The sequence below is a fragment of the Streptomyces sp. NPDC005820 genome (assembly GCF_040630255.1).
Classification (GTDB): Bacteria; Actinomycetota; Actinomycetes; order Streptomycetales; family Streptomycetaceae; genus Streptomyces.
Genome location: NZ_JBEXXE010000001.1, coordinates 278,930 through 293,559, shown reverse-complemented (window position 1 = coordinate 293,559; position 14,630 = coordinate 278,930). Strand labels below are relative to the sequence as shown.

The window sequence follows — 14,630 nt, the reverse complement described above, 5'->3', positions numbered from 1 at the left end:
CGCATGAGACTCGACCGTCCGCCGGGCGGACAAGCAGCGTGAGCCGGGAATCCCCGTGTCGGGGAGGGTTCAAAGAAGAGAGACCCGTAAAAGCGGGCCCATGTGATGTGGTCGTCGCGATCGCCCCCGGGTGATCGCGGCACCGCAGCTGCTGCCGACCATCGAACTGCCGATGGTGTCCGTGCTCGCCCCCTACCAGGGCGCCTCCCCGGACCTCGTCGAGAAGCAGGTCGTCGAACCGATCGAGGACAGCCTCGAAGGCGTCGACGGCATCACCGGCGTCACCTCCACCGCCAGCGAGGGCAACGCCCTCGTCGTGGCGTCCTTCGACTACGGCAACGACACCAAGCAGCTGGTCGCCGACGTCCAGCTGGCCGTGAACCGGGCCCGCGCCCAGCTCCCGGACGCGGTGGACCCGCAGGTCGTCGCCGGTTCCACGGACGACATGCCGACCGTGGTCCTCGCGGTCACCTCCGGCAAGGACCAGCAGGCCCTCGCCGACCAGCTCGACTCGACCGTGGTGCCCGCCCTGAAGGACATCGACGGCGTCGGCCAGGTCACCGTCACCGGCGTCCGCGACCTCCAGGTCACCGTCACCCCGGCCGACGCGAAGCTCGCCAAGGCGGGCCTGACCACGCAGTCCCTCGCCCTGGCCCTGCAGGCGGGCGGCGCGACCGTCGCGGCCGGTTCCTTCGACGAGGCGGGCAGCAACCGCACCGTCCGGGTCGGCGGCGGCTACACCTCCGTCCAGCAGATCGAGGACCTGCGGATCCCCGGCGTCGGCGGCGGGAAGCCGGTGCGTCTCGGCGACGTGGCCACGGTGCGGCAGGAGGAGGCCCCGGCCGACTCCCTGACCCGCACCGACGGAAAGCCCAGCCTCGCCGTGATGGTCACCATGGACCACGACGGCAGCGCGGTCGCCATCTCGAACGCCGTCGAGGACAAGCTGCCCGGCCTGCGCCAGGACCTCGGCTCCGGCGCGACGATCACCGTCGTCAGCGACCAGGGCCCGGCCGTCTCCAAGGCCATCGAGGGCCTCACCACGGAGGGCGCGCTCGGTCTGCTCTTCGCCGTCCTCGTCATCCTGGTGTTCCTGGCGTCGGTCCGCTCCACGCTGGTCACGGCGGTCTCCATCCCGCTGTCCGTGGTCCTCGCGCTGATCGTGCTGTGGACCCGTGACCTGTCGCTCAACATGCTGACCCTGGGCGCGCTGACCATCGCGATCGGCCGGGTCGTCGACGACTCGATCGTCGTCCTGGAGAACATCAAGCGCCACCTCGGCTACGGCGAGGAGCGGCAGACCGCGATCATCACCGCGGTCCGTGAGGTGGCCGGCGCGGTCACCTCCTCCACCCTCACCACGGTCGCCGTGTTCCTGCCGATCGGCCTGGTCGGCGGCATGGTCGGCGCCCTGTTCGGCGCGTTCAGCCTCACCGTCACGGCGGCCCTGCTGGCCTCCCTGCTGGTGTCGTGACGGTCGTACCGGTCCTGTCGTACTGGTTCCTGCGCGCCCCCAAGGGCACCCCCGAGGACGCCGAGGAAGCCCGACGCGCGGCGGAGGAGAAGGAGGCCAGGAGCCGGCTCCAGCGCTTCTACGTCCCCGTCCTCAGGTTCGCGACCCGGCGCCGGCTCACCAGTGTGGCCCTCGCGGTCGTCGTCCTCCTGGGCACCTTCGGCATGGCGCCCCTGCTGAAGACCAAGTCGAGAAGCTGCTCGCCGGCGTCAAGGGCGTGAAGGACTACCAGGTCACCGTCGGCTCCTCCGGCTTCATGGCGGCCTTCGGCGGCGGCACCGACACCAACCAGGCCTCCTACCAGGTGATGCTGGAGGACTCGGCGTCGTACGAGGACGTCCAGGACCGGATCGAGGACGGGCTGAAGAAGCTCGACGGCATCGGCACGACCACGGTCGCCGCCGGTGACGGCTTCGGCAGCCAGGACCTGAGCGTCGTCGTGAAGGCGGCCGACGCGGACGTGCTGCGCACGGCGTCCGAGCAGGTCCGCAAGGCGGTCGCCGGGCTCGACGACGTCACCGACGTCACCGACGACCTCTCGCAGAGCGTGCCCCGTATCTCCGTCAAGGCCAACTCCAAGGCGGCGGCGGCCGGTTTCGACGACCAGACGCTGGGCGCGGCGGTCACCCAGGCCGTGCGCGGGACGACGACGGCCAAGGCGGTCCTCGACGACACCGAACGCGATGTCGTCATCCGCTCCGCGCAGCCCGCGCAGACCCTCGCCCAGCTGAAGAGCCTGAAGCTGGGCGCGGTGACGCTCGGTGACATCGCCACCGTCCAACTGGTCGACGGCCCGGTGTCGATGACCCGGATCGACGGGCAGCGCGCCGCCACCGTCACCGCCCGCCCGACCGGCGACAACACCGGCGCGGTCAGCACCCAGCTCCAGTCGAGGATCGATGCCCTGAAGCTCCCGGCGGGCGCCACGGCCGAGATCGGCGGGGTCTCCTCGGACCAGGACAGCGCCTTCAAGAACCTGGGCCTGGCAATGCTCGCGGCGATCGCGATCGTCTTCATGCTGCTGGTGGCGACTTTCCGCTCGCTCGTCCAGCCGCTGATCCTGCTGGTCTCCATCCCGTTCGCGGCCACCGGCGCGATCGGTCTGCTCATCGCCACCGGCACCCCGATGGGCGTCCCGGCGATGATCGGCATGCTGATGCTCATCGGCATCGTGGTGACCAACGCGATCGTCCTGATCGACCTCGTCAACCAGTACCGCAAGCAGGGGTACGGCGTCGTCGAGGCCGTGGTGGAAGGCGGCCGGCACCGGCTGCGCCCCATCCTCATGACCGCGCTCGCGACCATCTTCGCCCTGCTGCCGATGGCCCTGGGCGTCACCGGTCAGGGCGGCTTCATCGCCCAGCCGCTGGCGGTGGTCGTGATCGGCGGGCTGATCACCTCGACGCTGCTCACCCTGCTCCTCGTCCCGACGCTCTACGCGATGCTCGAACTGCGCAAGGAACGCCGGGCCAGGAAGCGGGCCCTGAAGCGGGAGACCGCACAGCCCGAGAAGGCGCCCGAACCGGCGGGCGTCTGACGACAGGTCGGCGCGGCGGACCCCCGGTCCGTCGCGCCGACGGTTTTCCCGTCGGGTCGGTTCCTTATGCTGTGCGCTCGAACTGCTCTGCGGCGGAAGGAAATCGGGACGTGCCGCTGCACAAGGACGACCCGAGGATGCTCGGCGGATACAAGATCGTCGACCGGCTCGGGGCCGGAGGCATGGGTGTGGTCTACCGCGCCCGCTCACGGTCGGGGCGCGAGGTCGCGCTGAAGGTGGTGCACGCCCAGTACGCCGAGGACACCGTCTTCCGGGCCCGGTTCCGGCAGGAGATCGAGGCCGTCCGCAGGGTGAGCGGCGCCTTCACCGCGCCGGTCGTGGACGTCGATCCGGACGCGGCACGGCCCTGGATGGCGACCCAGTACGTGCCCGGACGCTCGCTCGCCGACCGGATCCGCGAGGGCGGCCCGATCCGGGGCCCCGAAGTGCGGCTGGTGGCACTGGGGCTGGTGGAGGCGCTGCGGGACATCCACCGGGCGGGCGTGGTCCACCGCGATCTGAAACCGGCGAACGTCCTGATGGCCGAGGACGGCCCCCGCGTCATCGACTTCGGCATATCCAGGGCGGCCGAGAACCACAACACCCTCACCGAGACCGGCCAGATGATCGGCACCCCGCCCTTCATGTCGCCGGAGCAGTTCACCGACGCCCGCTCGGTCGGCCCCGCCTCCGACGTCTTCTCGCTCGGCGCGCTGCTGGCGTACTCCCTCACCGGCCGCGGCCCCTTCGACGCCGACAGTCCCTATCTGACCGCCTACCGGGTGGTCCACCACGAGCCCATGCTGGAGGGCGTGGCGCGCCCCCTGCGCACCGTCCTGGAGCGCTGCCTGGCCAAGGAGGCCAAGGAGCGGCCCGGACTCGATGAACTGGCCCAGGAATTCGCCGCCGTCCTGCCCGAGCCCACGGGGGACGACGACCCGCCCACGATGACCCTGCGTCCGGTCGTCCTGCGGGCCGCCCCGGAGACCGACCCGGGCCACGCCGTCGACGCCACGGCCGCCACCACCGGCTCCGGCCGGCGCCGACGCCGTATGCGTCCCGTGTGGGCCGCGGTCGGCACGGTCGGCGCGCTCGCCCTGGGGACGCTGGGCTATATGCGGTTCGGGCCGGGTTTCGCGGACGACCCCCCGTCGGTGGGCTCCGCCTCGTCGCGTTCCTCGTCCTCGTCCTCGTCCTCGTCCGCGTCCGCCGCCGTGGGCCGGGCGGCGCTCCCGGCCGGCTGGAAGCCCTGGCAGACGACCGTGCACGCGGACGCCGAGCGCGGACTGCGCAAGGCCCCGGATACGAAGGAGGCCGCCATCGCGCCGTTCTGCGCGATGGACGGGGGCGCCCTCTACTGCGGTGGCAGCGCGCTCCTCCCGGAACGGATCGACGGCACCACCGGCAAGACCCTGTGGCGGGCGGACATCGCGCCCGCCGGGGTCTCGCCCGACCTGTACGTCACCTCGGTCTTCGGCGTGCACGACGGCGTGGTGCTCGTGGAGCTGATCGTGGACAAGGAGGACGGCGGGACGCAGGTGCAGGCCGTTCTCGGCCTCGACAGCGACACCGGCGAGACGCTCTGGTCCCGGAACACGCACAAGGACGGCCTCGGCTCGGTCTACGCGGACGGGCTGGCCGTGATGGAGGAGGGCGACGGCAGTTCGCTGACCGCCCGCTCGGCGAGCGACGGCGCGCAGCGCTGGAAACTCACCCTGCCCACCGGGTACTACTGCACGCCGACGTCCCTGGCGGACCGCCTGTACGTGCAGTGCGCCACCCAGGCGGAGAACTCCGACGACGCGCTGTTCCTCGTCGTCGACCCCGCCGACGGCTCCACCCGCCGGGTGACCTCACTGGGCGGCAACGACACCTTCGTCGGCACCCTCGACGGGCGGCTCGTCTTCGTGGAGTCGGTGGACGAGGGCCCCTTCCTCGACGGCGACGTCACGTACAGCCGCGTCCTGCGCATCGACCCCGACAGCGGCAGGCGCGAGGAGACCGCGCTGACCGGCACGTTCAGGGGGACGGTGGTGATGCGGCACGACACGCTCTGGTTCGTCACCCTGGGCGGCCGGGTGAGCGCCGTCGACCCCGCCACCGGCACCCGGAAGTGGGAGAGCCGCACCGACCTGGAGTCACCGGGCGACGTCACCGTGGACGACGAGGGGAGCACGGTGTACCTGGCCACCACCAGCGGCCGGACGGCGGCCCTCGACGCGGTCAAGGGCACCCTGCTGTGGCAGTCGGAGGCCCGGGCCGAGGTCCTGGCCAGCGGGCTCCACCCGGCGGTCCTGGTCAACAAGGGCGCCGTGGTGGTGGTGACCGCCGACGGCACCGTCTTCACCCTGGACCCGGCCCACCCCGACCGGACACCGGTCTCGGCGGGCTGAGCACCGGCCGGCGCACACCGGGCTCCGGGCCGTCGCGCCGAACTGCCTTCCCCCACAGGGTTTTCATATCCTGTGGACTCGAACTGTCCGGCGGGGGAAGGGAAACCGGGACGTGCCGCTGCACAAGGACGACCCGAAGGCGCTCGGCGGCTACCGGATCGTCGACCGCCTCGGCTCCGGGGGCATGGGCGTCGTCTACCTGGGCCGGTCCCGTTCGGGGCGCGAGGTCGCCGTCAAGCTGGTGCACGCGCAGTACGCCGAGGACGCCGTCTTCCGGGCCCGGTTCCGGCAGGAGATCGAGGCGGTCCGCAAGGTGAGCGGCGCGTTCACCGCGCCGGTCGTGGACGCCGACCCGGAGGCCGTACGGCCCTGGATGGCCACCCAGTACGTGCCGGGCGCCGCGCTCTCCGCCCGCATCCGCGAGGCCGGCCCGCTGAAGGGGGCGGAGCTGCGACGGCTGGCCCTCGGGCTGGTGGAGGCGCTGCGGGACATCCACCGGGCCGGGGTCGTCCACCGTGACCTCAAGCCCGCCAACGTCCTCATGGCCGAGGACGGCCCCCGGGTCATCGACTTCGGCATCTCCCGCGCCACCGAGAACCAGACCCTCACCGAGACGGGGCACGCGATCGGCACCCCGCCGTTCATGTCCCCGGAGCAGTTCAAGGACGCCCGCTCGGTCGGCCCCGCCTCGGACGTCTTCTCCCTCGGCGCGCTGCTGGTGTTCGCCGCCACCGGCCGCGGCCCCTTCGACGCCGAGAGCCCCTACATGACGGCGTACCGGGTCATGCACGAGGAGCCCTCGGTGGACTCCGTCGCCGAACCGCTGCGCGCGGTGCTGGTCCGCTGCCTGGCCAAGGAGGCCGACGGGCGGCCCGGACTGGAGGACCTGGGCCGGGAGCTGGCGAAGGTGCTGCCCGAGCCGGAGGCGGGTGACGAGCAGACGGTGACCCTGCGGGTGCCGCCCGCCCGCGCGACGCCCGAGGAGCCCGTCCGGACGCTCCGGCCGGGCCGCGGGAGCCGCCTGCGCCGGTGGCCGGTCCTGGCCGGAGCGGCGGCCGTCCTGGCCGTGGCGCTCACCGTGTCCTTCCTGTACGACCCGTTCAAGCGGTCGGACACGACGGCGGAGCCGGACAGCACGGGCGCCGAGTTCTCCCGCTGGGACCCTCTGCCCAACGGCTGGCAGCCCTGGCGGACGTCGGTCTTCGGGACGGCCGCGAGCGGCGTGCGCAAGCCGCTGGGCGGTGTCGCCGGGGTGGCCGACGGCGACTCCCTGTCCTGTACGACGGGCCGGGGCGCCCTGTACTGCGGCGGCGGCGGCACCCTGCCGATCCGGGTCGACGGGGCGACGGGCCGGATCCTGTGGCGCGCGGACTCCCTGCCCTCGGGGGTGAGCCGGGAGAAGTACGGCAGCACGCTCCTCGGAGTGCACGAGGACGCGGTGCTGCTCACCCAGTCGGTCGTGAACAGCGCGGGCAACGACACCACGGCCACCCTCGTCGCCCTCGATCCGGGCACCGGCGCGCGGCTCTGGTCGCGCGTGACGCACGGTTACGACCAAGAGCCCGCCCTCGTCGGTGATCTGCTGCTGGTTCCGGACGGCAAGCGCGTGACGGCCCGCGACCCGCGCGACGGCACCGCGCGCTGGACCACGACGCTGCCCGCCGGGGCCGACTACGGCTGCCGGTTCCACGACGTCGACGGCCTGCCGTACGCCGGCTGCACCAACGCGGGCACCCCGTCGCGCACCGTGTTCTACGCCGTCGACCCCGCCGACGGCACGACCCGCGAGGTGAGCGTGCCGGACGGCGACGCCGTCCACGTCGGTGCCGTCGACGGCGACCTGGCCTTCGTGATGTCCTCCCGGCAGGACGGCCGGACCTCCGCCGAGACGGAGTACACCGAGGCGCTGCTGATCGACCCGGACACCGCGGCCGTGCGGAGGAAGAAGTTGGCGGGCAGCCCGCGCGGCAGGGTCTCGCTGGTCGGCGGCGTGCTCTGTTTCGCCTCCTCCAGCGGTCTGCTGACCGCTTACGCGCCCGCCACCGGCGAGCGGCTGTGGGAGACCCCGACCACCCTTCAGCAGCCCGGCGAGCCCGTCGCCGACGGACGGGGCCGTACGGTGTTCGTGGCCAGCGCCTCCGGGCGGGTCGCCGCCCTCGACATCGCCACGGGCGACCTGCTGTGGGAGTCCCCCGCGCGGGCCGACCACGTCGGCGGGATGGGTTACCAGTCGGCGGGCGTGTTCCTGGACGAGGGCGCCCTGATGGTGCTCAGCCCGGACGGGACGGTCTTCACGCTGGACCCGGGCCACCCCGACCGGGAGCCGGTGTCGGGGTGATCCGGGACAGCGGGCGTCCGGCTACGGCAGGGCCAGCATCCGCTCCAGCGCCAGCTTCGCGAACGCCTCGGTCTCCTGGTCGACCTCGATGCGGTTGACCAGATTGCCCTCGGCCAGCGACTCCAGGGTCCAGACCAGGTGGGGCAGGTCGATGCGGTTCATGGTCGAGCAGAAGCAGACCGTCTTGTCGAGGAAGACGATCTCCTTGCCCTCGGGCGCGAAACGGTTCGCCAGGCGGCGCACCAGGTTCAGCTCGGTGCCGATGGCCCACTTGGAGCCGGCCGGGGCCGCCTCCAGCGCCTTGATGATGTACTCGGTCGAGCCGACGTGGTCCGCCGCGGCGACGACCTCGTGCCGGCACTCGGGGTGCACCAGCACGTTCACGCCGGGGATCCGGGCGCGGACGTCCTCGACCGACTCCAGGCTGAAGCGGCCGTGCACCGAGCAGTGGCCGCGCCACAGGATCATCTTCGCCGCGCGCAGCTGCTCGACGGTCAGCCCGCCGCCCGGCTTGTGCGGGTTGTAGACGACGCAGTCCTCCAGGGACATGCCCATGTCCCGCACGGCCGTGTTGCGGCCGAGGTGCTGGTCGGGCAGGAACAGCACCTTCGTCGTCGCGGGGTCCCCCTGCCCGAACGCCCACTCCAGGGCCCGCCGGGCGTTGGAGGAGGTGCAGATCGTGCCGCCGTGCCTGCCCGTGAACGCCTTGATGTCCGCGGACGAGTTCATGTACGAGACGGGCACGACCTGCTCGGCTATGCCGGCCTCGGTCAGCACGTCCCAGCACTCGGCGACCTGCTCGGCCGTCGCCATGTCGGCCATCGAGCAGCCGGCGGCGAGGTCGGGCAGGACCACCTTCTGGTCGTCCGACGTCAGGATGTCCGCCGACTCGGCCATGAAGTGCACACCGCAGAACACGATGTACTCGGCCTCGGGGCGGGCGGCCGCGTCCCGGGCCAGCTTGAAGGAGTCGCCCGTGACGTCGGCGAACTGGATGACCTCGTCGCGCTGGTAGTGGTGGCCGAGCACGAAGACCTTGTCACCGAGCTTCTCCTTGGCCGCCCGGGCGCGCTCGACCAGGTCCGGGTCGGAGGGCGAGGGCAGGTCGCCGGGGCACTCGACACCCCGCTCGCTCTTCGGGTCGGCCTCGCGGCCGAGCAGCAACAGGGCGAGCGGAGTCGGCTGTACGTCGAGCTCCGTGGTCTGGGCGGTGGTCACGTCACGCACCCTTTCTACTTTCGTCGAACTGCTTTTCGTCGAACTGACGCTATCTATGATAGCTTGCTTCGTGTCACCTTGACGATGGTCATCGCGTCGATGTGACATGAATCCCGGACACGGCGCGGACCCGGCGCGGACCCGGCGCCGGGATGGCGCCGGGATGGCGCCGGGATGGCGCGGAGAGGCCGCTGGGCGGGCGGTCGCTGTTCGCTTCGCCGCCGGTGTGCGAGCATGAACGTAGTGCCCGGCCCGGAATGAATCCGCGGCCCCGTCGGTTGCAACCGTCGGCAAGCAGCCTCCGTACAACCCGGGAGAGATGTAGATGTCCGTATCGGACGAGACCAGCACCGCCACCGACGGCATCATCCTGTCCGACGCCGCCGCGGCGAAGGTCAAGGCCCTGCTCGACCAGGAAGGCCGCGACGACCTGGCGCTGCGCGTCGCCGTGCAGCCCGGCGGCTGCTCCGGCCTGCGGTACCAGCTCTTCTTCGACGAGCGCTCCCTCGACGGCGACGTCGTCAAGGACTTCGACGGCGTCAAGGTCGTCACCGACCGTATGAGCGCCCCGTACCTGGGCGGCGCCTCGATCGACTTCGTCGACACCATCGAGAAGCAGGGCTTCACGATCGACAACCCGAACGCCACGGGCTCCTGCGCCTGCGGCGACTCCTTCAGCTGAGCCTCGCCGAGAGGTACGACGAAGGCGGCGACCCCGGGAAGGGGCCGCCGCCTTCGTCGTACGCACTCCCGCGCGTGCTCCCCGCGGCGCCTACTGGACGTCGGGCAGGCGGGCCCCCGCCTTCTCCAGCGGTACGGCCGCCCCGTCCGAGCCGACCACCTTCCGGCTGCCGAGCGGCTCGTCCAGCTGCACGGTCCGGTGGTACTCCTTGGCGATCAGGATGCAGACCTTGTCCGGCCAGGGCGTCTCGGTCACCGTGACCGTCACCTGCCCGCCGGACTCCTTCGCCGTCGCCTCGTAGTCGGCGCACACCCCGCCGGTGAAGCTCACGACGAGCTCCTTGCCCTCCGCCGTGTAGCCGTCCACCTGCACGTTCCGGGTGCCCGAGGTGGCGCTCGGCGCCGGCGTGGGCGTCGTGGCGCCCTGCAGATAGGCCGGGTCGACCGCCGGCTGCGTCACCCGGTACGCGTCCGCGGCCCCCGTGCCCTGCACGTCGAACAGCCAGGACGGCACGAGCACCTGCCGCCCGCCCGAGGTGTGCGGGGCGAGCCCGAGCACCGCGTCCTCGACGGTCACCGTCTCCGCGGGGCTCGTGGACGAGCCGCACGGGCTCTCCAGCCGGTCCTTCAACGGCACCGGGCTCGCACACCCGCCGATGCCCATCCGGTGACCGCTCCCCGGCGCCGCGTTCAACGCCTTCAGCGCCTCCGCGGCGGTCAGCAGCGGGTACGCGTCCCCCTCGACCGGCGCCTTCAGCTGCCCGTTCCCGCCGACGACCACCCCGTCGGCGCCGACGCTGATCCCGGTCGTCCACCCGTAGGTGGGCAGACCGCCGACCTCCGGGTCCGCGTTCACCACCCGCTGGGCCCCCATGACCTGGTGCGCGTCCACCTTGGCGTCGTCCTGCCCGACGGCCTTCAGGATCGGCGCCGCCGCCTTCTTCGCGGCCGCCTCGCTCACCGGGTCGGCGGCCGGGGCCGCGGGATCCTTGGTGCACTTCGCGATACCGCCCGTGCAGGCGTCCGTCCCCGGCGCGTACCGGCTGAACGTCCACATGCCCGGCGCCTGCCGGTTCACCCGCAGCACCGGCCCCGAGCCGTCGTTCCCGGCGCCCACCTTCCAGGCCTCCCCGTCGACCACGGGCGTTCCGTCCACCCCGAGCGCCTTCGCCAGCCGCGCCACCTCGTCCTTGCCGACCTGGCCCTTAGCCCAGTACACCGGCGCAGAACCGGGACCCTCGGGGAGCGTGCCGGCGGCGTTGTACGTCACGCCGTACGGGTTCGGCTCACCGGGCGCGATGCCGTTCGCCCCCCCGTCGGAGCCGGTCCCGGTGTAGTCGTCCAGCGTCAGCGGTACGGGGGTGCCGCCGTCCGAGGGCGCCCCGGAACCGGCGCCGCCGCCCCCGGCGGCCTGCGCACTGAGGTACGCCCCGCCCCCACCGACCAGCAGCACGGCGGCGGCGACGGAGAGGATGAGGAAGGGGGACCGGCGACGGGGGGCCGGAACGGGTTCGGCACCTGCGCTTACACCGATCGGGGTGACTTCGACCGCTTCGGGCTCCGAGGTGTCGGCCGCCTCGCGCTCCGGCGTGTCAGCCGCTTCGGGCTCCGGGATGTCAGCCGCTTCGGGCTCCGGAATGTCGGCAGCCTCGGGCTCCGGAGTGTCGGCAGCCTCGGGCCCCGGAGTGTCGGCAGCCTCCGCGGCGGCATCGGTCTCCTCGTCCGGAGCGCTCTCCTCGACCTCCGGGGCTTCCGGGGCGTCTTCGGCCGCAGCGGCCTCCGGAGCGCTCTCCATGACCTCCGGGGCCTCTGTGGCCTCCGGGGTCTTGAGGGGCTGCTCCGCCGCCTCCTGCTGTGCGACCTTCTCGGTCTGCTCGGCGGAGCCCGTCTCCTCCGGCTCGCGCGCGGCGTCGTCGTTCTCGGGTCGCTCGGTGTTCACCGCATCGCTCCTTCGGCTGCCCTGCTGTCGTAGCTCACATCCCCTCGACGAGGGACAGCGATGGGACGCGGCGGGGGAGCGTACGGTTCCCTGTGAGCGCCCCGGCCGGAAAAGCCGTAAGGAAAGAGCGAAAGGAAAAGCGGGGAAACCCCCTAGTTGCCGTAGTCCGGCATGGCTTCCAGGAGTCGTGCCGACCGCGCCGGGACGGAGACGCCGTGGATGAGTGACGGGGAGACCGGACGGGAAGTGATCTTCTCCGGAGCCGCCCAGTGCGGAGCCATCCGGGCGCAGTCACCCCGCAGCGACGCGAGATCGCCGTCGAGGTCGGCCGGTGCGGGGGCGATACGGAACTCGAGGTTCGTCATAGCGGAACCGTAAGCACGGCAGAGCCCGCGAAGAAAGATCTACTATCGGGTAGTTTCGGCTGCTTCAGTGGCGCCGCTCCACCGGGTAGCGTGAACTGTCAATCCCCCTCCCCACAGGAGAGTCCACGCCGTGCGCATCGCAGTCACCGGCTCCATCGCGACCGACCACCTCATGACGTTCCCCGGACGTTTCTCCGACCAGCTGGTCGCGGACCGGCTCCACACGGTCTCGCTCTCCTTCCTGGTCGACAACCTGGACGTGCGCCGGGGCGGAGTGGGCGCGAACATCGCCTTCGGGATGGGACAGCTCGGCACCCGGCCGATCCTGGTCGGCGCCGCGGGCGCCGACTTCGACGAGTACCGCGCCTGGCTGGACCGGCACGGCGTGGACACCGAGTCCGTCCGTATCTCCGAGACCCTGCACACCGCCCGCTTCGTGTGCACCACCGACGCCGACCACAACCAGATCGGCTCCTTCTACACCGGCGCGATGAGCGAGGCCCGGCTGATCGAGCTGAAGACCGTCGCGGACCGCGTCGGCGGTCTCGACCTGGTCCTGATCGGCGCCGACGACCCGGAGGGGATGCTCCGCCACACGGAGGAGTGCCGCTCCCGCGCCATCCCCTTCGCCGCCGACTTCTCCCAGCAGATCGCCCGGATGGAGGGCGAGGAGATCCGGATACTGCTGGAGGGCGCCACGTACCTGTTCTCGAACGAGTACGAGAAGGGCCTCATCGAGTCCAAGACCGGCTGGTCCGACGCCGAGATCCTCGCGAAGGTCGGCCACCGCGTCACCACCCTCGGCGCGCGCGGCGTCCGTATCGAACGGGACGGCGAGGACCCGATCGAGGTCGGCTGCCCCGACGAGGAGCGCAAGGCCGACCCCACCGGTGTCGGCGACGCCTTCCGCGCCGGGTTCCTCTCCGGGCTCGCCTGGGGGGTCTCGCTGGAGCGGGCCGCGCAGGTCGGCTGCATGCTGGCGACGCTCGTCATCGAGACCGTGGGGACGCAGGAGTACCGGCTGCGGCGGGCGCATTTCATGGAGCGGTTCACCAAGGCGTACGGCGAGGAAGCGGCCGAAGAGGTTCGCGCTCACGTGGGCTGATTTCGGGTGAGGGTGCTTGGGGGGCTGGTCGCGCACACGCGGCGGTAGCCGCATGTCGACACAGCCCCGCGCCCCTGGGTGGGTCAGCTGAGCCGGCGGACCAAGTACGCCGTTCCCCTCTCCGCCGGTTCCGCGCCCTCGTACCCCTGGCCTCTCATCTCGCACCACGCCGGGATGTCCAGGCGGGCCGCCTCGTCGTCGGACAGGACCCGCACCAGGCCGCCCACCGGCACGTCCCCGATGACCTTCGCCAGTTCGATGACCGGGATCGGGCAGCGCTTGCCGAGGGCGTCCACGACCAGGACGTCCTCCTGCACGGCCGTGGAGGGGGCTGCCGGTGCCCCGAGCTTCTCGCGCACCCCCGCCACCGCCCCCGGCAGCACGGCGAGGAACCGCTCCACCTCCTCCTCGGCCGCCCCGGCCGGCAGCGACACCCGTACGTTCCCCTCGCTCAGCACCCCCATCGCCTTGAGCACATGGCTCGGCGTCAGGGTGCTGCTGGTGCAGGACGAGCCCGAGGACACCGAGAAGCCCTCCCGGTCCAGCTCGTGCAGCAGCGCCTCCCCGTCGACATACAGGCAGGAGAAGGTGACGATCCCCGGCAGCCGTCGCTCCGGATCGCCCACCACCTCGACGTCCGGGACCAGTTCGGGCACCCGTACCCGGATCCGCTCCGTCAGCTCCCGCAGCCGTACCGTCTCCCGGCCGGCCTCGGCGCGCACCGCCCGCAGGGACGCGGCGGCCGCCACGATCGCCGGCAGGTTCCCGAACTCCTCCGCCTCACGGGCCGCGTACCGCACCCCCTTGCGCACCACGAGCAGCCCGACCCCCGACGGGCCGCCCCATTTGTGCGCACTGGCGGTCAGCGCAGACCAGTCGCCGTCCACCCGCGCCCACCCGAGCGACTGCGCCGCGTCCACCAGCAACGGCACCCCGGCCGCCCGGCACACCTCGGCGACGGCCGCCACCGGCTGCTCGGTCCCCACCTCGTGGTTGGCCGACTGCAGGCACGCCAGCGCGGTGTCGGGACGCAGCGCCTCCTCGTAGGCCCCCGCCTCCACCGCCCCGCTCCGCACCACCGGCACCCGCGTCACCGTCCCGCCGTCCGCCTCCAGCGCTTCGGCCGAATGGAGCACCGAGGAATGTTCGACGGCTGACACGATCAGGTGACGCCCGATCCGCCGACGACCCGCCAACACCCCTGCGACACCCGTCTGGACGGCCCGGGTTCCGGACGAGGTGAACACCAGCTCGTCCGCCCGGCACCCCACGGCCTCGGCAGCCGCTTCCCGTGCGGCGTCCAGCAGCATCCGGGCCCGCCGCCCCTCCCGGTACAACCGCCCGGGATCGGCCCACCCCTCGTCCAGCGAGGCCAACAGGGCCTGACGGGCAACGGGATGAAGGGGAGCGGCGGAAGCGGCATCGAAGTAGGACACACGGCAACGCTAAAACGTCCGGTGGGGCAACGGCCAAAAGGGGCGCGGGGAACTGCGCGAACGGCCACAACGAACGCCACACCCGCCAAACCGGCGAACCACCCC

At 72.2% G+C, this 14,630-nt stretch carries 8 protein-coding genes and 1 pseudogene; 5 read left to right on the top strand and 4 right to left on the bottom strand.

Features of this window, described 5'->3' with window-relative positions:
* Window positions 1-145: 145 nt before the first annotated feature.
* The 3 genes and pseudogenes from ABZ464_RS01315 to ABZ464_RS01305 all read left to right on the top strand — a co-directional run.
* A pseudogene (locus ABZ464_RS01315) lies at window positions 146-3,050 on the top strand (efflux RND transporter permease subunit); the annotation flags it as partial.
* 110 nt (window positions 3,051-3,160) lie between these two features.
* Window positions 3,161-5,443, top strand: a complete 2,283-nt coding sequence (locus ABZ464_RS01310; RefSeq protein ID WP_359269169.1) for a serine/threonine-protein kinase — start codon at window positions 3,161-3,163, stop codon at window positions 5,441-5,443.
* 112 nt (window positions 5,444-5,555) lie between these two features.
* Complete coding sequence (locus tag ABZ464_RS01305; protein WP_359269166.1) at window positions 5,556-7,781, top strand: PQQ-binding-like beta-propeller repeat protein; 2,226 nt, start codon at window positions 5,556-5,558, stop codon at window positions 7,779-7,781.
* Between the two features lie 21 nt (window positions 7,782-7,802).
* Here the strand turns inward: ABZ464_RS01305 and nadA are convergent, their stop codons facing one another.
* Window positions 7,803-8,999 carry a quinolinate synthase NadA gene (gene nadA, locus ABZ464_RS01300; RefSeq protein WP_359269163.1) on the bottom strand — a complete coding sequence of 399 codons (1,197 nt, stop codon included), beginning with the start codon at window positions 8,997-8,999 and terminating at the stop codon, window positions 7,803-7,805.
* A 325-nt stretch (window positions 9,000-9,324) separates the two neighbouring features.
* Between nadA and ABZ464_RS01295 the strand changes: the two genes are divergently transcribed.
* On the top strand, window positions 9,325-9,681 hold the full coding sequence (locus tag ABZ464_RS01295; RefSeq protein ID WP_046727393.1) for an iron-sulfur cluster assembly accessory protein: 357 nt from the start codon (window positions 9,325-9,327) through the stop codon (window positions 9,679-9,681).
* A 90-nt stretch (window positions 9,682-9,771) separates the two neighbouring features.
* On the opposite strand, the gene ABZ464_RS01290 is transcribed toward ABZ464_RS01295, so the two are convergent.
* Together ABZ464_RS01290 and ABZ464_RS01285 are read right to left on the bottom strand one after the other, a co-directional pair.
* The gene (locus ABZ464_RS01290; protein ID WP_359269161.1) at window positions 9,772-11,619 is read right to left on the bottom strand and encodes a hypothetical protein; all 1,848 of its coding nucleotides are present in this window, start codon (window positions 11,617-11,619) and stop codon (window positions 9,772-9,774) included.
* Between the two features lie 152 nt (window positions 11,620-11,771).
* On the bottom strand, window positions 11,772-11,984 hold the full coding sequence (locus ABZ464_RS01285) for a hypothetical protein (RefSeq protein WP_359269158.1): 213 nt from the start codon (window positions 11,982-11,984) through the stop codon (window positions 11,772-11,774).
* A 130-nt stretch (window positions 11,985-12,114) separates the two neighbouring features.
* Here ABZ464_RS01285 and ABZ464_RS01280 point away from each other — a divergent pair, with 130 nt between their 5' ends.
* The gene (locus ABZ464_RS01280) at window positions 12,115-13,089 is read left to right on the top strand and encodes a carbohydrate kinase family protein (protein WP_359269155.1); all 975 of its coding nucleotides are present in this window, start codon (window positions 12,115-12,117) and stop codon (window positions 13,087-13,089) included.
* Window positions 13,090-13,172: 83 nt separating this feature from the next.
* Here ABZ464_RS01280 and ABZ464_RS01275 read toward each other — a convergent pair whose 3' ends face one another.
* A complete protein-coding gene (locus tag ABZ464_RS01275; RefSeq protein ID WP_359269153.1) occupies window positions 13,173-14,525 on the bottom strand; it encodes an aminotransferase class V-fold PLP-dependent enzyme in 1,353 nt (450 codons plus the stop codon).
* Window positions 14,526-14,630 lie beyond the last annotated feature (105 nt).

What these genes read in the sequence shown, in the direction of transcription:
- ABZ464_RS01295 (WP_046727393.1), top strand. Translation starts at nt 9,325, where the DNA reads ATGTCCGTATCGGACGAGACCAGCACCGCCACCGACGGCATCATCCTG.
- ABZ464_RS01285 (WP_359269158.1), bottom strand. Translation starts at nt 11,984, where the DNA reads ATGACGAACCTCGAGTTCCGTATCGCCCCCGCACCGGCCGACCTCGAC.